Below are 19,985 nucleotides of genomic sequence, written 5' to 3' on the forward strand. Positions count from 1 at the left end.
TAACACTCAACCTTTCAGGTAATTCTTTTCAAATACGCCCGGCGGCATCTGGGCGATTTGGAATTCGATCATCTTTTCAAAGGCATGCATAAGCGGTGTAAAGTCTCTCTCGGGTTCAAGCAGGCGAAGCGAATGATAACCTGCCTCGACTGTCGATAAGCTATTCTCAGAGGGCGCTTTACGAATGGTGTAATGCCCTTGTAATTGCTTCGGTAATTGCACGGTTGGGAGTGGATGTAAATTGCTAGAAAGCTGCCACATTTTGTACGCTTTTTTCCACGTCCCATCGAGCAAAATCAAACGTATTTTCTTAGATACACTACGGCTCGCTTGATTAATTTCAGAGATGCATCGTGACTCTTCTGATGGGTAAAGAACAAAATGTTGATATGATTCATCCGCCAACAAGTGATTTAAGACATTATCACCAGAAAAGTCCTCTCCTATCAGACAAATACAGTTATCTAAACTCAAATTGAGAATCCGTGCCGTACCAAGCGGACGATGTTCTTCACTCGTGTGCTGAAGAATGATAAGTTCTACCTCGCTTGCCAACGGTACAATCCATTGGCAAATACACGCTTTTTGCGATTTTCCACAACGAGAACAATAACGAGACATAGAGTGAACCTTTATACCTTGCTGAGTATTATCAGCGTGATCTGTTTGATACTTCAATTCGAACCAATGGCAAGCCTAACCGAGTGGCACAGCTACAATATACGCCATGGCGAATGGTGGCGAATCGTAACAGGAAATCTCACACATACCAACTTTGCGCACTTAGGGATGAACCTGGCAGGATTGTGGATCATTACTTTTATTTTTCGTCCAAGCACTCGCAACTTCCTTATCGTTTTCTCACTCTTGTGTGCATTTGTTGGCGCAATGAATTTGTTTACCAACATGTCAGTGTACGTGGGATTATCTGGCGTACTACACGGACTGTTTGGATTCTGGGCACTCAGAGAAGTCTTTGAAAGCAGAAGAAGCAGCTTGTTGTTGGTCGGCGGGCTTATTGCCAAAGTAGCATGGGAGCAGATCTATGGTCCCTCAAGCAGCACTGCTGCGCTTATCGGCGCAAACGTTGCTATTGATGCTCATTTATTTGGCGCACTCGGTGGGTTAACAATGGCTCTAATGGAAAAAGGCTTTCGCCGTCGTTTATTCGGTTAAAAAATCCCGAACCACGAAAGAGGGGTTGGTTCGGGAAAGCAGTAATAGGGAAACAGATATTGTTCTGAATTCAGACTCAATATCTGAAATACATCAAGCTACAGTAAAATGCGGTCTTCGTTTTTCTTAACTGTCGCTTCACCAATGCCTTTTACGCTCTTCAAATCTGCTGCTGTTTTAAAAGGGCCATGCTCCTCGCGGTAGTCCACGATACTCTGCGCTTTCTTCTCACCAATACCTTTCAACATGGTCGCTATTTCTTCAGCAGAGGCCGTGTTGATATTTACGGTAATTTCAATTCCTTCATATTTGTCAGTGGCTGAATCCGCAGCCATGCTAAAAGGCGCAAAAACAAATAAGCACAATGTCAAAATCCATTTCATATTGAACATACAATCTCCAAAATAGTAGGCTAAAACCAGTCACCAGTAGCAAGTCACTATCCAGTTAACAAACCTAGATGACCCGATATTCGCAATGACTGGTATCACTTAAACGCGCACTAATTTAAGTAATGCTTATTGATGATTGAAGTTAATAAAGACAAAAATAAAACGGACCGCTTATGCGGTCCGTTTTAGTTAACATGCAAATTACACTAATTGTGCTTAGTTGCTCACAATAAAGTACTCAATGTCAGTGTTTGCGCGCAGTACAGCTAGCACAGATGATAGGTCTTGCTGAGAAGATGCTCGCTGCATTTGCATCGCAACTTGCTCTTCTAAATCACTATCTAGCTCAGCATTTACAGCATCAAGCTCGATGATAACAATGTTACCTTCAAGATCTTTAGACTGACCATATACTGGCTTACCATCGACTGGTTTTGCCATCGCGAATACCGTTGTTGCCAACGGAGAACGGCGATCTACTGTCTCTTGTTCACCAAATGCAAGGTTGTTTTCAGTAAGCACATCTGTCTTACCTTCTTTCAATGCAGCAACAACCTGTGTACCAAGTTCCATCGCATCTTGCTCACCCTTAACGCGAGATAGCTCTGCAATAACCTGATCTTTCACTTCTTCTAGTGGAAGAACCGTCTCATCACGTGCGTCTTCAACACGAACAACAATAATATGTTCAGGTGCAACTTCGATAGCTTCAGAGTTTAAGCCATCTTCTTTTACTTCTGGGCTAAGGATAGCTTGCATTACCGCAGGGTTACGAAGCACTTCAGGTGCGTCAACTTGAGAAATAAAGTCCGTTGTCTTCACTTCTTGGTTAACCGCTTGAGAAGCGTCATACAATGAGTCTGGGTATTCAAACGCTACGCGCTCAAGCTCGCTTTGTAGCTCGTAGAATTGATCAACTGCTTGTTGGTCAACCATTTCTTGTTTTATTTCAGCGGCTACTTCTTCAAATGGCTTCGCCACAGAGTCTTTTAGCTCTTCAAGCTTGATAATATGGTAACCAAAGTCCGACTTTACTAGACCTGACGTATCGCCTGGATTCTTCAACGCAAATGCCGCTTCTTCAAAAGCAGGGTCCATCACATCACGCTCAATCCAACCTAAGTCACCGCCGTTTTCAGCACTGCCAAAATCGTCAGATTTCTCTTGAGCAAGCGTCGCAAAATCTGCTCCCGCATTTAGCTCATCTAAGATAGCCTGCGCTTTTGCTTCATCGTCCCCTTCTACAAGAATATGAGCGACACGGCGCTGCTCTTCTGAAGAATATTTGTTTAAGTGCTCATCGTAGTACTTTTTCACCTCAGCGTCAGAAACATTAACTTGTTCCTTTAGCGCTTCAGCAGACAGTTCGATATAAGCGACTTTAACCTGCTCTGGGCGAGTAAAGTTGTCAGGGTTTGCTTTGTAGTACTGTTGAATTTCTTCGTCAGTCAATTCAATGTTTTTCGCAAACTCTGCTAAGTCGATTTTAATCGTGCGAATATCACGAGTTTGAGTGAACAGCTTACCTTCTGCCTGTACTTCACCTGGCAGAATAAATTCACTGTTTTGTAGTGCATTCAGCAGTTGTTCACGAACCAATTCACGACGCATGTACTCAGCAAAAGAGTCTGGCGAAAAGCCTGCACGACGCAGAGAAGCTTGATAGATCTCTTGATCGAACTGACCATTAGATTGGAATTGAGGCATGTCTAGAATCATGCTACGAACTTGGGTGTCGCTGATTCGCAGACCTAAAGCTTCTGCTTGTTGGTCAAGCAACACGTCATTGATCATTCGATCTAAAACGGATTTGCGGAAAGATTCAACATATGCAGGGTCAGCCAGCATTTGAGAGAAGTAGTCACCCAACTGAGCTTGCATACGGTTACGCTCATTTTGGTATGCCATCTCGAACTCACCACGAGGAATCTCAGTGTTACCGACTTTCGCTGCAGAGTTGTTGTTACCACTAACGATGTAGCTACCTACACCTGCAAATACGAAAGACAGGATGATAAGCCCAAGGATAATTTTGACCGCGATGCTATTCACGCCTTCGCGTAGTCGATCCATCATAATTTAACTGCTCTCCACAATTGAAGCCTACTGCTTCTATCTAATAGAAATAATGGCGCAATAATATCAGAAAAAGAAATGCGCATCAGTATGATGCGCATAATTTAAGAAAGTTCGGCTCGAAGTTTGTAAATTTTTGTTCGAAACTTATTGTTTGAGCAAAAGTTAAGCAAATGGCCGGTTACAGAATTAACGCTGTGATTAGTTACAAGCGTCTTTCAGTGCTTTACCAGCTTTAAAAGCTGGTACTTTTGCTTCTGCGATTTGGATTTCTTCACCAGTTTTTGGGTTACGACCAGTACGTGCAGCACGAGTACGAACGCTGAATGTACCAAAGCCAACTAGAGCAACTTGATCACCAGACTGAAGAGTGCCGCTTACTGCTTCGATGAATGCATCTAGAGCACGACCCGCTGACGCTTTAGAAATGTCTGCATTTTCTGCGATTTGTTCTACTAACTGAGTTTTATTCACTGTAATTTCCCCTTTGTGTCATCTGTGATTATTTTTGTGATGACTTTCGTTCCATTGTTAAGAAAATATGCTCCATCCCTTATTCGTCAAGGGCTGGCAGCTATCGAAACTAACTTAGCGCCCAAAAAAAACGCTGACAAGCCTTTTTAGACTTATCAGCGTAAACTTTTACTTATTTTTGCTGCACATCACTATTTTTGAGACTCAAACTCAACGCCCGTCGGGTCTCGCTCTAGTGCGACTTTCAGTACTTCATCAATCCACTGCACAGGAATGACTTCCAGATCAGCGATAACATTATCAGGAATCTCTTCCAAATCACGCTCGTTGTCTTTTGGAATTAGCACAGTCTTAATGCCGCCACGGTGTGCCGCAAGTAACTTCTCTTTTAGGCCACCGATAGGTAGGACTTCACCACGCAGTGTGATTTCCCCCGTCATCGCTACCTCTGCTTTCACAGGGTTACCTGTCAGAGCTGAAACCAAAGCAGTACACATTGCAGTACCCGCACTTGGGCCATCTTTTGGCGTCGCGCCTTCCGGTACGTGCACGTGAATATCTTTCTTCTCGTAGAAGTCAGTATTGATACCCAGTTTTTCTGCACGAGAGCGAACTACTGTCATTGCAGCTTGGATAGACTCTTGCATCACGTCACCAAGTGAACCTGTCTGAGTCAGCTTACCTTTACCTGGCATAGATTGAGTTTCAATCGTTAGCAGATCACCACCCACTTCTGTCCAAGCTAGACCTGTCACTTGACCAATTCGGTTACTTTCATCCGCTTTGCCGTAATCGAAACGTTGAACACCCAAGTACTCTTTTAGGTTGTCCATCGTTACCGTTACTGACTTGATGTCTTTATCCAGCAAGATGTTCTTCACGGCTTTACGGCAGATCTTAGAGATCTCACGTTCTAAGTTACGGACACCCGCTTCACGAGTGTAATAACGGATGATGCCAATAATTGCAGAGTCTTCAATGATGATCTCATCCGGTTTTAGACCATTGCGCTTAACTTGCTTATCAACAAGGTGACGTTTTGCAATGTTCAGCTTCTCGTCTTCGGTGTAACCAGATAAACGAATAACTTCCATACGGTCTAACAATGGACCTGGAATGTTCATTGAGTTCGAGGTTGCAACGAACATAACGTCAGAAAGGTCGTAATCCACTTCTAAGTAGTGATCGTTGAACGAGTTATTCTGTTCAGGATCAAGTACTTCTAGTAGCGCTGATGCCGGATCGCCGCGCATATCTGAAGACATTTTGTCGATTTCGTCCAGTAAGAACAATGGGTTCTTCACGCCAACTTTCGACATCTTCTGGATTAATTTACCTGGCAATGAGCCAATGTAAGTACGACGGTGACCGCGGATTTCTGCTTCATCACGTACACCACCCAGCGCCATACGAACGTACTTACGACCTGTAGCAGAAGCAATTGAACGACCAAGAGACGTTTTACCCACACCTGGAGGACCAACAAGACAAAGGATTGGACCTTTTAACTTATTGATTCGGTTTTGAACCGCCAAGTATTCAAGAATACGCTCTTTTACGCGCTCTAGACCGTAGTGGTCTTCATTAAGAATCTCTTCTGCTTTCGCTAAATTTTTCTTAACTTTTGAGCGTTTAGCCCAAGGCACGCTGACCATCCAATCGATGTAGCTACGAACCACTGTTGCTTCGGCAGACATTGGAGACATCATCTTAAGCTTTTGCAGCTCTTGCTCAGTCTTTTCACGTGCCTCTTGAGGCATTTTTGATTCGTCAATCTTCTTCTGCAGCGTTTCGAACTCGTCTGGTGCGTCTTCCATCTCACCAAGTTCTTTCTGAATCGCTTTCATTTGCTCATTCAGATAGTACTCACGCTGAGATTTTTCCATTTGCTTTTTAACGCGACCACGAATGCGTTTTTCAACTTGCAGCAAATCGATCTCTGATTCCATCTGGCCCATTAGGAATTCCAGACGCTCAGTGACATCAACAATTTCAAGTACTTGCTGCTTATCCACCAGCTTCAACGGCATATGAGCTGCAATGGTATCCGCTAAGCGTGCTGCTTCGTCGATACCGTTGAGTGAGGTTAGCACTTCTGGCGGAATCTTCTTGTTTAGCTTAATGAAGCCTTCAAACTGATTAATCGCACTGCGAACAATCACTTCTTGCTCACGCTCATCCAATTCTGGCGTAACAACAAATTCCGCTTCCGCTAGGAAGAAGTCACTCTCTTTAAAGTGATTGATTTTCGCACGTTGCTGGCCTTCAACCAGTACTTTTACTGTGCCATCCGGAAGCTTCAGTAGCTGGAGAATGGTGGCTACCGTACCTACTTCAAATAGGTCGTCAACCGTAGGCTCATCAGTATCAGCTTGCTTTTGTGCCACAAGAAGAACTTGTTTGTTGGTTTCCATCGCCGTTTCTAAACAGCTAATCGATTTCTCACGACCAACAAACAATGGAATAACCATGTGCGGGTAGACCACTACGTCACGTAGAGGTAGTACCGGGATCTCGATACGCTCGGAACGTTCCAAGTTCATATAATTCTCTCTTCCGCTTTCACGTTTACGTATTACTTATCGATTTATATGGGGGCTAATTGTTTGGATTCAATAAGAGAAATAAAAAAAGGAGGTAATTACTTACCTCCTTTTTCATTACGGCTGAATTTATTCTGCTCCAGCGGCCTGATTGTCTGAGTTGCTATAAATAAGCAATGGCTCTGACTCACCATTGATGACGGACTCATCAATCACGACCTTACTTACGTCTGTCGCAGATGGCAGTTCGTACATGGTTTCCAGTAATACGCCTTCAAGGATCGAGCGTAAACCACGAGCACCTGTTTTACGCTCCATTGCTTTCTTAGCGATAGCGCGCAGCGCATCTTCTCGGAACTCAAGTTCAGCGTTTTCAAGCTCAAACAATGCTGCATATTGCTTGGTTAATGCGTTCTTCGGTTCACATAGGATCTGAATCAACGCTTCTTCATCAAGCTCAGTCAGTGTTGTTGTCACAGGAAGACGACCAATGAATTCTGGAATGAGTCCGTACTTCACTAGATCCTCAGGCTCAACCTGAGTAAATAGCTCACCCACGGTCTTCGATTCGTTTTTAGAACGAACTTCCGCACCGAAGCCAATACCTGTACCTGTTGCAACACGCTGCTCAATCACCTTATCTAGGCCAGCAAATGCACCACCACAGATGAACAGGATCTTCGACGTGTCCACTTGCAGGAATTCTTGCTGAGGGTGCTTACGACCACCTTGAGGTGGAACCGATGCAACCGTACCTTCGATAAGTTTTAGTAGCGCCTGCTGAACACCTTCACCAGATACGTCACGCGTAATAGATGGGTTTTCAGCTTTGCGTGAAATTTTATCAATTTCATCAATGTAAACGATGCCGCGTTCAGCTTTAGCTACATCGTAATCACATTTTTGCAGAAGCTTTTGGATGATGTTTTCAACGTCTTCACCCACATAACCAGCCTCGGTTAGTGTGGTTGCGTCTGCCATTGTAAATGGCACATCCAAGAATCGAGCTAATGTCTCAGCAAGTAGTGTTTTACCGCTACCTGTTGGGCCAATTAGAAGGATGTTACTTTTACCAAGCTCCACACCTTCACTCGTTGTATCACCATTGCGTAAACGCTTGTAGTGGTTATATACCGCAACTGCGAGCACTTTTTTCGCGTAATCTTGCCCGATCACATAGTCATCAAGGTGTTCACGGATCTGTTTTGGCGTTGGTAACGCTTCAGATTCTTTCTTAGGGAGAACATCCTTGATTTCTTCGCGAATAATATCGTTACATAAGTCGACACACTCGTCGCAAATGTACACTGACGGACCTGCGATTAGCTTGCGAACTTCGTGCTGACTTTTGCCGCAGAAAGAACAGTACAGCAATTTACCGCTGCCACTTTCTTTGCTTTTATCTGTCATTCGCTAACCTCTTAGCCTTTACTCTTCATGAATGAGTGTATATCAATTTTTGCCAAAATGCGCTGGCTAATTACTCGCCGCGGTGGCTTAACACTGCATCCACGATACCGTATTCCACAGCCTGCTCTGATGACATGAAGTTATCACGATCAGTATCGCGCTCAATGACTTCAAGAGGTTGGCCAGTATGTTCTGCTAACAACTTGTTTAGCTTCTGCTTAATGGTCAGAATTTCCTGAGCATGGATTTGGATATCAGAAGCTTGACCCTGGAAACCACCCAATGGTTGGTGGATCATTACACGAGAGTTAGGCAGTACGTAACGCTTACCTGGCGCACCACCCGCTAACAGGAAGGCACCCATTGAACATGCTTGACCCATACATACAGTGCTCACATTTGGCTTAATAAACTGCATGGTATCGTAGATAGACATACCAGCTGTTACGCTGCCGCCTGGCGAGTTGATGTATAGGAAAATATCTTTATCTGGATTTTCAGATTCTAGGAAAAGTAGCTGAGCCACGACAAGGTTTGCCATGTGGTCTTCCACTTGACCCGTTAAAAAAATCACGCGCTCTTTCAGCAGACGTGAGTAGATGTCGTAAGAGCGTTCGCCGCGGGAAGTTTGTTCAACCACCATTGGTACTAGCGCGTCCATAATTGGCGACATTGCATTTTTTTCTTGGTAGCTCATATTCTTATGTCCCTAAAATAAATGGCCCGGATGATGACTATCATACGGACCATTGTTAGCAGAATAGTTAACGTTAAGTCAACCTTCTACGCAAGATATTGCTTATTAAGCAGCAGGTTGTTGTTGGTTAAGTAGCTCGTTGAAGCCTACTTCTTTCTCAGAAACCTGTGCTTTAGCGATGATCGCGTCGATTGCTTGCTCTTCTAGAGCTACATTGCGCATGTTGTTCATCATTTCTTCGTTTTGCTCGTAGTAAGCAATAACTTCTGATGGATCTTCGTATGCAGTAGCCATTTCTTCAATTAGAGCTTTAACTTTCTCGTCGTCCGCTTTTAGCTCTTCTGACTTGATTACTTCACCTAGTAGAAGACCAACTACTACGCGACGTTTAGCTTGCTCTTCGAACAGCTCACGTGGAAGCTGAGCAGCAGCTTCTGGGTTACCACCGAAGCGTTGTGCAGCTTGTTGACGTAGAACTTGGATTTCTTGCTCGATAAGCGCTGATGGTACGTTGATGTCGTTTTGCTCAACTAGACCGTCAATCGCTTGCTCTTTGATGCGGTTCTTAACAGCTTGCTTAAGCTCGCGTTCCATGTTTTTACGAACTTCAGCTTTAAGTGCTTCAACACCGCCTTCAACAACACCGAACTTAGCAACGAACTCGTCGTTTAGTTCTGGTAGTTCACGAGCTTCAACTTTGTTCACTTTGATTGCGAACTTAGCTGCTTTACCTTTTAGGTTTTCAGCGTGGTAATCTTCTGGGAAAGTCACGTCGATGTCGAATTCCATACCAGCAGTTTTACCTGCGATACCGTCTTCGAAACCAGGAATCATGCGACCAGCGCCCATTTCTAGTGGGAAGTTCTCAGCTTTACCGCCTTCGAATTCTTCACCGTCGATAGAACCAACGAAGTCAATGCTTACGCGTTTGCCATCTTCTGCTGCTTCTTCAACTTCTACCCAAGTAGCTTGTTGCTTACGTAGAGTATCGATCATCTCTTCTACGTCTGCGTCTTTAACTTCAGTTAGCGGTTTTTCAACAGTGATGTTTTCTAGGCCTTTAAGCTCAACTTCTGGGTAAACTTCAAAAGTTGCAGTGAAAACTAGGTCTGAACCTTCTTTGTTTTCTACAGGAGCGAAAGTTGGAGCGCCAGCTGGGTTAATTTTCTCTTTAACGATAGCTTCGATGAAGTGGCGTTGCATAACTTCACCAAGAACGTCTTGACGTACTGCTTTGCCGTACATCTTAGCAACCATTTTTAGAGGCACTTTACCCTTACGGAAACCATCGAAACGACGGTTTTTAGCGATGTTGCGTAGTTCAGCTGTTACAGCGTCTTCGATGTTTGCAGCTGGAACAGTAATGTTTAGACGGCGCTCTAGGCCCTCTAGCGTTTCAACAGTAACTTGCATTATATATAAACCTCTAAAGTGGCTCGGTTTTCCGAGCGTATGAGCGAAACTCAGCGGAGCTTACGCTTCATCCTTGTGTAGTGTTCTGTCCGAACACCTAATTTAAATCGAGTATCGATACTGTTTGTCAGTACCGGACTAATCAGTGATATCTTCGATAAAATTACCAAAGGTATCTCCTATTAGCCTCAGGACAGAATTTTTAGACGCGACATTCTAGCGATCTGTCGCAACCCTGTCGAGCCAATAGCCACTATGTGGACATTGTCTGCGCTAAATTCTCGAATGCTGACCCATTTTTTCTTCAAAAATGCGATTCAAACAGCGTCTAAGTATCGTCAGCATATCTAGAATGGGGACAATAGCGACTTTTTCAAGAGAATCGACCGGTTTTTTTATCGAAAAGCCTAAAAAGAGATCTTGCTCTTGTTTTACTCCACAGAGTTGAAAACTAAATCCCTAATCCTCCCTACAAACTATTAACATTTTCTTACGTGACCAAAGGAAAGGTTTAAGGAGTGTAAGGATGTCGCAAAAAAACCGGATTCTGCTGACTTTTTTTGCCTTCTATTTCCTTTGCGCAATCATAGGTGGTCATTGGGTTTGGCAGACTAGTTATCAATCATTGCTTGATAAACACCAGTCCCAACTTGAGCAATTTTCTAGTCATATTAAAAACAAACTCGATAAATACGCCCATATCCCTAACCTTCTGGCCAAAGATGACCCTCTCCATCAAGCGTTACTGCATCCAAATAACAGTGCCCAACTGGAACTCACCAATCGGTATTTAGAATCCGTTAATGACGTGATTGAAGCGGCAGATACCTATTTAATCGATCAATGGGGTACGACGGTCGCGGCCAGCAACTGGCGTAAAGAGCGATCTTTTCTTGGACGAAATTTTGCGTTCCGCCCTTATTTCAAACAAGCAATCGTTGGGGAACGAAGCCAATACTACGCGCTGGGTTCGACTTCGGGTAAGCGTGGCTACTACTATTCTTATCCGATCATATACGCGGGCGGCGTCCTTGGTGTGGTCGTGGTTAAGATGGACTTGAGTAAGATAGAAGACAACTGGCAGCAGCCAAATAGTGTGTTCGTCGCGAGCGATCCGCACGGGATTGTTTTCATGAGCAGCCGAAGTGATTGGCTACTCAAAAGCTTACAACCACTGACTGAGAATGAAAGAAAACAAGTTTGGGCAAGCCGACAATACCTTGATGAGCCAATTGAAACTCTAGGATTGGTGGGCAATGTGGAGGAAACGCATTCTGAGCTTAAACAAGGTTACCCATATAACAAAGGGACCTTGGTGGTCTCTTCGTTGCCCCTACCAGAGCTCAAGCTGACCATCCGTGTACTATCTCCCAAGCAGTCTATCGTCTGGCTCACTATGGGTTACATTTTTGTACTTACTCTTGCATTCACCGTATTGTTTTTAATTGGCCAGCTCATCTATCACCGTCAACAACGCCACTTACAACTTGAGAGAATTCAACAAGAGGCCAATCAAAAACTTGAATATCAAGTCATGGCTCGCACCGCAGAATTGCAAGCAGAAATCGCCCAGAGAATAGAAACCGAACAAACACTTCGCCTAACGCAAGACGAACTCGTTCAAGCTGCGAAACTAGCAGTATTAGGGCAAATGTCAGCCAGTATCAGTCATGAACTGAATAATCCACTTGCGGCCATTCGCAGCTTTGCTGAAAACGGCAAGCTGTTCCTCCAAAAAGAAAAATATGAGCGAGTGGAAGATAATCTAACTCGTATCTCAGCCCTCACTGATCGTATGGCAAACATCAGTCAGCAGCTTCGTTCTTTCGCTAAAAAAACCAGTGGAAACGAGCTGGCTCAATCTCGTTTGTTTCCAGTAATTGCCTCAGTCAAAGAGCTGATGAAACCCGCACTTAAATCTGCACGTGTCACGCTAGAAACTCAGGTACCAGAGCACGATGTTGAAGTTCAGATCAATATCATTCAACTTGAACAAGTGTTGGTTAATTTACTGACCAATGCGATAGAGGCTCTCAAAGAGCAACAAGACAAACAAGTACAGTTATCCATAGAGCAAGACGAGCATGCCGGTTTGGTTTGGATTCATGTAGATGACAATGGTCCAGGGCTTGGAGATTTCTCACTTTCGGACTTATGTGAGCCTTTCCTAACTACCAAACAAAATGGGTTAGGTTTAGGACTCTCTATCTCGCAACAAATCTTAGCCAGTATGAACGGAAGATTATGTGCCCAAAACCGAGAACAAGGCGGAGCTCGGTTTTCATTGTGTTTACCTATCGCTCCTAACAACACAGAAAAATCAAAAGGATGAGATCATGTGTCAGGTGTTTTTTATTGATGATGAAGCCGATCTTAGACTGGCAATAGAACAAACGTTTGAATTGGCAGATATCGATGCCACATTCTTTCCAGACGCTGAATCTGCCTTACTCGCCATTAAGCAGGGAGCCGAGCCAGGTGTGGTGATTACCGATATTTGCTTACCCGGTATTTCAGGGATGGATTTACTGAATACCCTTGTGCGCAAAGACACCCATCTTCCCGTGATTATGATTACTGGTCATGGCGATATCTCAATGGCGGTTAATGCGTTACACCAAGGAGCGTATGATTTTATCGAAAAGCCATTCCCACCTGAGCACCTAGTTGAAACCGTCAAGCGCGCCATTGAGAAGCGCCAATTAACGGTTGAAAACGAGAAGTTACGCCTGTCTCTCAAGGCAAGTAAAACGCTCGGACCTCGTGTTATCGGAGAAACGTCTAGCATTCAAATGTTACGCGAAACCATTGCTCACATCGCCGATACTGATGCAGATATCTTATTGTTTGGCGAAACTGGTACAGGTAAAGAGTTAATCGCCCGTTCTTTGCATGAGCAAAGCTCTCGACGGAACCAAAACTTTGTCGCAGTAAATTGTGGTGCAGTACCAGAGAATTTGATTGAGAGCGAACTCTACGGGCATGAAAAAGGCGCATTTACTGGCGCAGAAAGCCGCCGTATCGGTAAGTTTGAATTTGCTCAAGGCGGTACACTTTTCTTGGATGAAATCGAGTCAATGCCAATCCAAGCCCAAATCCGTTTACTGAGAGTACTGCAAGAGCGTGTGATTGAGCGTGTCGGCTCGAATGAACTCTTGCCCTTAGATATTCGAGTGATTGCCGCCACCAAAGTCGATTTGAAACGCGCTGCTGAAGAGGGAACCTTTCGCCAAGATCTTTACTATCGACTGAATGTGGTTACCTTAGATCTCCCGCCACTGCGTGAACGGAAAGAAGACATCCCTGCCCTCTTCCATCACTTCCTATTGGTAGCGGCTTCACGTTATGGTAAAAGCTCTCCTAGCTTGTCATCCCACGACCTCGCCCAACTGATGAACCATGACTGGCCAGGCAATGTTCGCGAGCTAAGAAATGCAGCAGAGCGTTTCGTGCTATTGGGTAAATTAATTCAGTTAGGAGAATCGACTCCGGTTGCCAAGCCTTCTTCAAGTCTTGCAGAACAAGTAGCAGAGTTCGAGAGAGCTGCCATTGAAGGTGCATTACTAGAAAATAACGGCAGCATTAAACAGACAATGGCGCAATTGAATGTGCCTCGAAAAACTCTGTATGACAAAATGCAACGCTATCAAATAGATAAAGAGCTCTATAAATAAAACGATTCCCAAGGATTGGTATTATATCCAACTTAAATCATAATTTTTAATAACTGATTCATCATGGTTGTTACGGATATGAACGAGAAAGTGAGAATACCGATCATTACAGATACCGTGATGGTAGACGGGCAATATCAAGAAGAGAGACGTTCAGGCGAGGAGCGGCGCAAGAATAAAAAGAAGTGGCGAAGCTACGAGCGGCGAGTCCACCCAGACCCTCGTAGGCCTAGCTACAAACCCATAGACGAAGAGGTGTGAATCATCACACCTCTTTTGTTTTTCTTCAAATATCTGGTGCCATTACTTAGTAATGATTTCTGGCCCCATCAAGGTGGTTGGTAACCAAGTCGATACCCATGGCACGTACGTTACAATAATAAGGAATAGGAACATCACCGCCACCCATGGCAGTGCGGCTTTTACTACATTCATCATCGACATTTTGGCGACACCTGCAGTAACAAACAAGTTAAGCCCAACAGGTGGTGTTATCATACCTATCTCCATATTCACCACCATCATAATACCTAAGTGAATTGGGTCGATCCCCAGTGCTATCGCAATTGGGAACACCAGTGGTGCAACAATGATCAATAAGCCTGATGGCTCCATAAACTGACCACCAATCAACAGCAATACGTTCACTACAATCAAGAAGGTGATTGGTCCTAAACCAGCTGACATCATTGACTCTGTGATCATTTGCGGGATACGCTCTTCCGTGAGAACGTGCTTCAAAATTAACGCATTGGCAATAATGAAAAGCAGCATGATGGTGAGTTTACCCGCTTCATACAGCGTGTGTTTGGTGTCTTTATGAACGAAGGTATGAAAAATTTTGACTAACGCAGGTTTAGTGTTTTTCTTGTCTGCAAATGGCCCCATGTCTTTGTATACAAAGTTGGCAATAAAGAACGAGTACACAGCAGCAACTGCAGCGGCTTCTGTTGGGGTGAAAATACCGCCATAAATACCACCGAGAATGATCACCACCAGCAACAAGCCCCAGCTTGCATCCTTAGCTGCATCAAACGTCTCTTTCCAACCGACAAATGGTTGTTTTGGCAGGTTCTTAATACGGGCAGCAATATAGATCGCTATCATCAGCATGACGCCAGCCAACAAACCCGGTATCACACCACCGAGGAACATACGTCCAACTGATACATCAGTCGCAGCAGCGTAAACTACCATAACGATAGACGGCGGAATCAAAATCCCTAGCGTACCTGCGTTACAAATTACGCCGGCCGCAAACTCTTTTGAGTAACCGTTTTTGATCATACCTGCGATAACGATGCTACCTATGGCAACAACCGTTGCTGGAGATGAACCTGACAGCGCGGCAAACATCATACACGCGACAACCGAAGCCATCGCTAAACCACCACGGAACCAGCCTACAATCGCAATCGCGAAACGAATGATCCGTTTCGCTACACCACCTGTCGACATAAAGCTTGAAGCTAAAATGAAGAATGGAATTGCTAATAGAGTGTAGTGTCCAGCAAATGCATTAAACAACGTTTGAGCAACAGACGCCAAAGACGCATCCGAATGAATCAAAAGGAAAAGAATACTGGAAAGACCAAGAGAAACTGCGATTGGCACGCCGACGAGCATGAAACCAATCACCATCAAAAATAGAAATAAGATATCCATGGCTTATTGCTCCTTGCTCTTAGAATTGTCTGAGGCCTTTGGAGCCATAAGATCACCGGCATCACTCATCTCTTCTTGAAGCGCCTCTAGCTCTTCTTCCGCTTCATGTCCTGCAATCAGTCGGTCGAGCTTTCCGGTAGCAATTTGCCATGTTGCCTGAGCAAATCTCAGCGTTAGCAACGCCATACCAAGCGGCAAAGCGAAATAAGGAATAAAACGTGGCAGCTTTTCGTAACGCTCTCCCTCGTTTAACCAATCCGCCATAAACTGAAGCATTTCCGGCATTGGAATATCATCCGTTTCATACCACGCTCGGTCTGTGGCGAACGGATACCAGTAGTTCCAAGAGCCAATTAAAAGCAAAATAGAGAAGGCTAAACAGCATATTGCAGCAAATAACGCCAAGGCTTTTCGTTTGCCCTCTGGCACTATGTTGATGATCACATCAACACCAATATGAAAGTGTTTTTTCACACCGTAAGAAGCGCCGACCAACACCATCCATGCGAACATAAAGACGGTGAGCTCAAGCGCCCAAAGAATATTGTCGTTAAAGACATAACGAAAGATGACATTGGCAAAGGTTAACAAGGTCATGGCACCTAGGAAGAAAGCAATCAAAGTCTCTTCAATGGCATCGGTGATTCGTCCAGCCTTGGCAAAAAAAGTCTGTTCCATAATTACATCACGTCGTCTGTAGGGGAAAAGAGCCCCCTCTAATCGAGAGGGCTAAGCGTGCTAGGCGTTATTATTTTTGGTTAGAAGCCAAAGCGGCTTCGATTAGGTCAGAACCAATGTCTTTTTCAAACTTCTTCCATACTGGCTGAAGTGCAGTGACCCATTCTTGGCGCTGTTCTGGCGTTAACGTGCGAACCACACCACCAGCTTCGATGATGTTGTTTTTGTTCGCAAGGTTCACTTTGGTCGACTCAGCATTACGCTGCGCTGTCACCTCTTGGATGATTGTGTTTAGCTGCTCGCGCTGCTCGTCTGGTAAGTTTTTCCAGAAGTCGTTTGACGTCACTACTAGGTAATCCAGAATCCCGTGGTTCGTTTCCGTAATGCCATCTTGAACTTCGAAGAACTTTTTGCCGTAGATGTTTGACCAAGTATTTTCTTGACCATCAATAACCTTAGTTTGCAGGCCACCGTACACTTCTTTGAATGACATTTTTTGCGGGTTTGCGCCTAGCTGTTCAAACTGAGCAACGAGAACGTCAGAAGCTTGAACACGGAACTTAAGCCCTTCAGCATCGGCTGGAGAAATGAGCGGCTTGTTGGCTGACATTTGCTTCATGCCATTATGCCAAAACGCAATACCTTGTAGGCCACGTCGTTTCATTGAGTTTTTCAGCTTTTCACCGGCTTCAGAGTTTTGGAAGCGGTCAACAGCGTCGACATCGTCGAATAAGAAAGGCAGATCGAAAAGGCGGTACTTTTTGGTGAATTTCTCAAACTTAGAAAGAGAAGGTGCAGCAAGTTGAACATCACCATTTAGTAGTGCTTCCAACACCTTATCATCATCGTAAAGCGTTGAGTTCGGAAACACCTGCATACAGACTTTACCGTTCATCTCTTCGTTAACGCGTTTTTCAAGTAACGAAGCCGCAATACCTTTTGGGTGTTTGTCCGCGTTCGTTACATGGCTGAACTTGATGACCGTTTCACCTGGGTCACAATTCGCGGCAGCGTTAAAGCTCGTTACAGCAAGCGCAGAGACAGATAGTAGAGTTAGAGGCTTAAACATTATTATTCTCCTTGTTGAATCACATCCCATCCCGTCCATGAATAACTAGGTATTAGGCGATGGGTACGGATGTTCAACAAAGAGCAATTAATGGACCATGTTAAAATTCATATGCATTTCAATAAATTAACAAAGCCCATTAACATGAACACAGAGTATAACGAGTGAATTCCACCCAAGAAAAAGATTCAAATGGGTGGGAAATGACCCATTTATGAAGAACAGCTTATCTCCATTTTCTTCCCCCATTCCGGTGGCAATTTCGCGTAATCATCAAACTCGGGTTGCTCATCAAATGGGCGCTTTAACAGTTCGGCCAATCGGTGTAATTCACTAAAGTCCCCTTCTTCCGCTTTATCAATGGCCAACTGAGCCAAGTAGTTACGCAAGATGTATTTGGGATTGGCTTGACGCATCTGTTCGCAACGCTGTTCGGCTGAAATCAGCTCCCCTAGTTCATCAACCTCTAGCTCACATCGAGCTAAGTACAGATCAAGCCAAGCTCGCGCAGCTTCTCGGTCGAGAAACAAGTCGATTACGGCTTGAGAAGAATCAGTATCAAGATTTGAAAGCGTTCTAAAGAAGCGAGTGTAATCCGTGTTATTTTGGTGAAGGAGCTCAAACATTGCTTCAAATAAACGTCCATCTTCCGCGATCTTGGTTTTTAAACCCAACTTCTCACGCATTAGGCGGCTGAACTGCTGACTCAACCGGACTTCAAATTGGCTCAACGACGCTTCTAAATCTTCTCGCTCAACGAGTGGCGATAGCGCATGCGCGAGTGCTGAGAGGTTCCAAAGCGCAATTCTTGGCTGTTGGTCAAATGCATAACGGCCTTGGTAGTCGGAATGATTACAAATATATCCCGGCTCATAATCATCAAGAAAACCAAACGGGCCGTAATCAAACGTTTGACCAAGGATCGACATATTGTCGGTGTTCATCACACCATGAGCAAACCCATACGCTTGCCAATAAGCAATCATGTCCGCTGTTTTCTGAACAATTTCACCAAACATTGCAGCGTATGGCTTCTCTGCCGATGCACAATCAGCAAAGTGCCACTCGATCACTTTGTCCGCCAGCAACTTTTGCTCTGCCAATTGATTGGTATAGAAAAAATGCTCGAAATGGCCAAAACGCACGTGGGTCTCCGCCATACGAATCAACATTGCGCCGAATTCTGTTTTCTCGCGATAAACCGGCGTGTCACTGACCATCATGCCAAGAGCACGAGTCGTCGGAATCCCAAGCCCCACCATGGCTTCACTACATAAATACTCACGAATGGTTGAGCGCAACACCGCCCTGCCGTCCCCCATTCGCGAGTAGGGGGTTAGCCCCGCGCCTTTAAGGTGAATATCAAACCAAGTGCCATCTTGATGCTCAATTTCCGCCAACAGCAATCCACGTCCATCGCCCAAGTCTGGGTTGTAAACGCCAAACTGATGTCCTGCGTATTTCATCGCCAGAGGGCGAAACGGTTCGAATTCGCTTTGCCCAGAAAAAACCGCCAATAGCTCATCGCTTTGCTCTGCTGGTAAACCAAACTGCTGCGCAAACTCACCATTCCAAGCGACCCAACGAGTGTTATCCAAGGGTTGCGGCTCGACCAAAGTATAGAAAGCTGACGGTAATTGACTAAAGCGATGGGTGAAACTGACCCGTTGCCAAATGGACATGTGGGGTTCCTTAATAAAAAGAAGTACTGCTGTCAGTATACGTGTGAACGTCACTGTCATTCAGCCATGAAATGGGCATGGGTATTTTGCGTGAATAACGCGAAGGCGGTAGGAAGGTATTAACCCGCTGCATACCACCTCACAAACGGAAGTGGTATGTAAAAGCGATCAAATGATTAAGCGGAAAACTCTTCACCCGTTTTTGGTGGCTCTGATGGTGTATCAAAACGAGCGCGTTCAATATCCACGACCGTTTTATAGCTCAACGATAACAAAGCCAACTGGTACGCACCGAAAATACCATAGGCAACCCCCACAAGACTCAGCATGAAGAGGTTAGTAAAGTGACTAAAGATAAGCTGACTGAGCAATCCCGCGCCCAATGGAATTAAGCCCATCAAAATGAATACTTGTTTGTTGTATGGTCTGCTTTGGTTCCACGAACGACGCAAGCTGCGCGGCTGATGATCCATTGCGGTCGCTGGCAACACGAACGACCAGCGCGCCATCACCCAATAGCCCGGAATGCTTGCAACCGTTGTGATAAACGCCATGGCGACAAAATCAGGTTCACCACTTTCTGCAATATAGAGAAACGACAACACAAAGATTGGGATACCAATGACGAGCATCATCATCAACCCAAATAATATCCACCAGCCAATGAAACGGAATTCTCTGGCTGACAAGCGAAATACATCCAACGCTGAGTGCATGTAATCGCCAACCAAATAAATTCGGTGTACACGCACAGCCGCCATCGCGGCAACAAGTGGGTATAAAATGATTGTGACGAAATAAAATCCCGCGATGTTTCCTTCTTGAGCGTTCGCTTGATCTTGCCCCGTCATTTCAGGATACATAAACACAAAAATTGAGTGCACGATGATCAATGGAATACAAGCAATGACAATTGCGAGTAGGTTCCTTCTGACCATCACTGCTGCTTCTCGGCATATTGCCGAAACAGAAAAGTCCTCGGTTGACATACAACATCCTTAATTTATAAAAATCTGCCCATAGGGTAACCGCTGAA

At 44.7% G+C, this 19,985-nt stretch carries 17 protein-coding genes and 1 pseudogene; 4 read left to right on the forward strand and 14 right to left on the reverse strand.

What is annotated here, in order from left to right:
• Nucleotides 1–6 precede the first annotated feature (6 nt).
• Nucleotides 7–621: a tRNA-uridine aminocarboxypropyltransferase gene (locus VEA_RS12440; protein ID WP_012842020.1), complete on the reverse strand. Its 615-nt coding sequence runs from the start codon at nt 619–621 to the stop codon at nt 7–9.
• A gap of 3 nt (nt 622–624) precedes the next feature.
• On the opposite strand from VEA_RS12440, the gene rrtA reads away from it, so the two are divergent.
• Entirely contained in the window at nt 625–1,176 is a 552-nt protein-coding gene (rrtA, locus tag VEA_RS12445; protein ID WP_005390532.1) for a rhombosortase, read from the forward strand.
• Nucleotides 1,177–1,274: 98 nt separating this feature from the next.
• On the opposite strand, the gene VEA_RS12450 is transcribed toward rrtA, so the two are convergent.
• The 8 genes and pseudogenes from VEA_RS12450 to VEA_RS24560 form a co-directional block, all read right to left on the reverse strand.
• Nucleotides 1,275–1,559: a ComEA family DNA-binding protein gene (locus tag VEA_RS12450; RefSeq protein WP_031780151.1), complete on the reverse strand. Its 285-nt coding sequence runs from the start codon at nt 1,557–1,559 to the stop codon at nt 1,275–1,277.
• 225 nt (nt 1,560–1,784) lie between these two features.
• The gene (gene ppiD / locus VEA_RS12455; RefSeq protein ID WP_012842021.1) at nt 1,785–3,644 is read right to left on the reverse strand and encodes a peptidylprolyl isomerase; all 1,860 of its coding nucleotides are present in this window, start codon (nt 3,642–3,644) and stop codon (nt 1,785–1,787) included.
• 201 nt (nt 3,645–3,845) lie between these two features.
• Entirely contained in the window at nt 3,846–4,118 is a 273-nt protein-coding gene (locus VEA_RS12460) for an HU family DNA-binding protein (protein WP_005382341.1), read from the reverse strand.
• A 191-nt stretch (nt 4,119–4,309) separates the two neighbouring features.
• The gene (gene lon, locus VEA_RS12465; protein ID WP_005390529.1) at nt 4,310–6,661 is read right to left on the reverse strand and encodes an endopeptidase La; all 2,352 of its coding nucleotides are present in this window, start codon (nt 6,659–6,661) and stop codon (nt 4,310–4,312) included.
• A gap of 129 nt (nt 6,662–6,790) precedes the next feature.
• Nucleotides 6,791–8,071 (reverse strand): ATP-dependent protease ATP-binding subunit ClpX, encoded by a 1,281-nt coding sequence (gene clpX / locus VEA_RS12470; RefSeq protein ID WP_005390528.1) that lies wholly within the window; start codon nt 8,069–8,071, stop codon nt 6,791–6,793.
• Nucleotides 8,072–8,141: 70 nt separating this feature from the next.
• Nucleotides 8,142–8,768: an ATP-dependent Clp endopeptidase proteolytic subunit ClpP gene (gene clpP / locus VEA_RS12475; RefSeq protein WP_005382347.1), complete on the reverse strand. Its 627-nt coding sequence runs from the start codon at nt 8,766–8,768 to the stop codon at nt 8,142–8,144.
• A gap of 105 nt (nt 8,769–8,873) precedes the next feature.
• Nucleotides 8,874–10,181, reverse strand: coding sequence for a trigger factor (gene tig / locus VEA_RS12480; RefSeq protein ID WP_005390526.1), 1,308 nt, complete (start codon nt 10,179–10,181; stop codon nt 8,874–8,876).
• A gap of 273 nt (nt 10,182–10,454) precedes the next feature.
• Nucleotides 10,455–10,667: pseudogene (locus VEA_RS24560) on the reverse strand (hypothetical protein).
• Nucleotides 10,668–10,707: 40 nt separating this feature from the next.
• Between VEA_RS24560 and VEA_RS12485 the strand changes: the two are divergent.
• The 3 genes from VEA_RS12485 to VEA_RS24565 all read left to right on the forward strand — a co-directional run bounded on the left by VEA_RS12485 (nt 10,708) and on the right by VEA_RS24565 (nt 14,116).
• On the forward strand, nt 10,708–12,513 hold the full coding sequence (locus tag VEA_RS12485) for a sensor histidine kinase (protein ID WP_012842022.1): 1,806 nt from the start codon (nt 10,708–10,710) through the stop codon (nt 12,511–12,513).
• A gap of 4 nt (nt 12,514–12,517) precedes the next feature.
• Nucleotides 12,518–13,855 (forward strand): sigma-54-dependent transcriptional regulator, encoded by a 1,338-nt coding sequence (locus VEA_RS12490; RefSeq protein ID WP_005390512.1) that lies wholly within the window; start codon nt 12,518–12,520, stop codon nt 13,853–13,855.
• 78 nt (nt 13,856–13,933) lie between these two features.
• Nucleotides 13,934–14,116: a hypothetical protein gene (locus VEA_RS24565; RefSeq protein WP_041853050.1), complete on the forward strand. Its 183-nt coding sequence runs from the start codon at nt 13,934–13,936 to the stop codon at nt 14,114–14,116.
• A 42-nt stretch (nt 14,117–14,158) separates the two neighbouring features.
• On the opposite strand, the gene VEA_RS12500 is transcribed toward VEA_RS24565, so the two are convergent.
• From VEA_RS12500 to VEA_RS12520, 5 genes are all read right to left on the reverse strand, one after another.
• Nucleotides 14,159–15,520, reverse strand: coding sequence for a TRAP transporter large permease (locus VEA_RS12500; RefSeq protein ID WP_006742859.1), 1,362 nt, complete (start codon nt 15,518–15,520; stop codon nt 14,159–14,161).
• A 3-nt stretch (nt 15,521–15,523) separates the two neighbouring features.
• Nucleotides 15,524–16,198, reverse strand: coding sequence for a TRAP transporter small permease (locus tag VEA_RS12505; RefSeq protein ID WP_005390505.1), 675 nt, complete (start codon nt 16,196–16,198; stop codon nt 15,524–15,526).
• A 70-nt stretch (nt 16,199–16,268) separates the two neighbouring features.
• Nucleotides 16,269–17,267, reverse strand: a complete 999-nt coding sequence (locus tag VEA_RS12510; protein WP_012842023.1) for a TRAP transporter substrate-binding protein — start codon at nt 17,265–17,267, stop codon at nt 16,269–16,271.
• Nucleotides 17,268–17,479: 212 nt separating this feature from the next.
• Nucleotides 17,480–18,949 (reverse strand): protein adenylyltransferase SelO, encoded by a 1,470-nt coding sequence (locus VEA_RS12515; protein ID WP_012842024.1) that lies wholly within the window; start codon nt 18,947–18,949, stop codon nt 17,480–17,482.
• A gap of 176 nt (nt 18,950–19,125) precedes the next feature.
• On the reverse strand, nt 19,126–19,938 hold the full coding sequence (locus VEA_RS12520) for a hypothetical protein (RefSeq protein WP_005390499.1): 813 nt from the start codon (nt 19,936–19,938) through the stop codon (nt 19,126–19,128).
• Nucleotides 19,939–19,985: the final 47 nt, after the last annotated feature.

This window comes from Vibrio antiquarius, assembly GCF_000024825.1.
Classification (GTDB): Bacteria; Pseudomonadota; Gammaproteobacteria; order Enterobacterales; family Vibrionaceae; genus Vibrio; species Vibrio diabolicus.

Excerpts from the sequence above, each read along its gene's own strand:
- VEA_RS12490 (WP_005390512.1), top strand. The coding sequence starts at position 12,518 with ATGTGTCAGGTGTTTTTTATTGATGATGAAGCCGATCTTAGACTGGCA.
- VEA_RS12515 (WP_012842024.1), bottom strand. The coding sequence starts at position 18,949 with ATGTCCATTTGGCAACGGGTCAGTTTCACCCATCGCTTTAGTCAATTA.
- VEA_RS12510 (WP_012842023.1), bottom strand. The coding sequence starts at position 17,267 with ATGTTTAAGCCTCTAACTCTACTATCTGTCTCTGCGCTTGCTGTAACG.
- VEA_RS12500 (WP_006742859.1), bottom strand. The coding sequence starts at position 15,520 with ATGGATATCTTATTTCTATTTTTGATGGTGATTGGTTTCATGCTCGTC.
- VEA_RS12485 (WP_012842022.1), top strand. The coding sequence starts at position 10,708 with ATGTCGCAAAAAAACCGGATTCTGCTGACTTTTTTTGCCTTCTATTTC.
- clpP (WP_005382347.1), bottom strand. The coding sequence starts at position 8,768 with ATGAGCTACCAAGAAAAAAATGCAATGTCGCCAATTATGGACGCGCTA.
- clpX (WP_005390528.1), bottom strand. The coding sequence starts at position 8,071 with ATGACAGATAAAAGCAAAGAAAGTGGCAGCGGTAAATTGCTGTACTGT.
- tig (WP_005390526.1), bottom strand. The coding sequence starts at position 10,181 with ATGCAAGTTACTGTTGAAACGCTAGAGGGCCTAGAGCGCCGTCTAAAC.
- VEA_RS12520 (WP_005390499.1), bottom strand. The coding sequence starts at position 19,938 with ATGTCAACCGAGGACTTTTCTGTTTCGGCAATATGCCGAGAAGCAGCA.
- lon (WP_005390529.1), bottom strand. The coding sequence starts at position 6,661 with ATGAACTTGGAACGTTCCGAGCGTATCGAGATCCCGGTACTACCTCTA.
- VEA_RS12440 (WP_012842020.1), bottom strand. The coding sequence starts at position 621 with ATGTCTCGTTATTGTTCTCGTTGTGGAAAATCGCAAAAAGCGTGTATT.
- ppiD (WP_012842021.1), bottom strand. The coding sequence starts at position 3,644 with ATGATGGATCGACTACGCGAAGGCGTGAATAGCATCGCGGTCAAAATT.
- VEA_RS12505 (WP_005390505.1), bottom strand. The coding sequence starts at position 16,198 with ATGGAACAGACTTTTTTTGCCAAGGCTGGACGAATCACCGATGCCATT.
- VEA_RS12450 (WP_031780151.1), bottom strand. The coding sequence starts at position 1,559 with ATGAAATGGATTTTGACATTGTGCTTATTTGTTTTTGCGCCTTTTAGC.
- VEA_RS24565 (WP_041853050.1), top strand. The coding sequence starts at position 13,934 with ATGAACGAGAAAGTGAGAATACCGATCATTACAGATACCGTGATGGTA.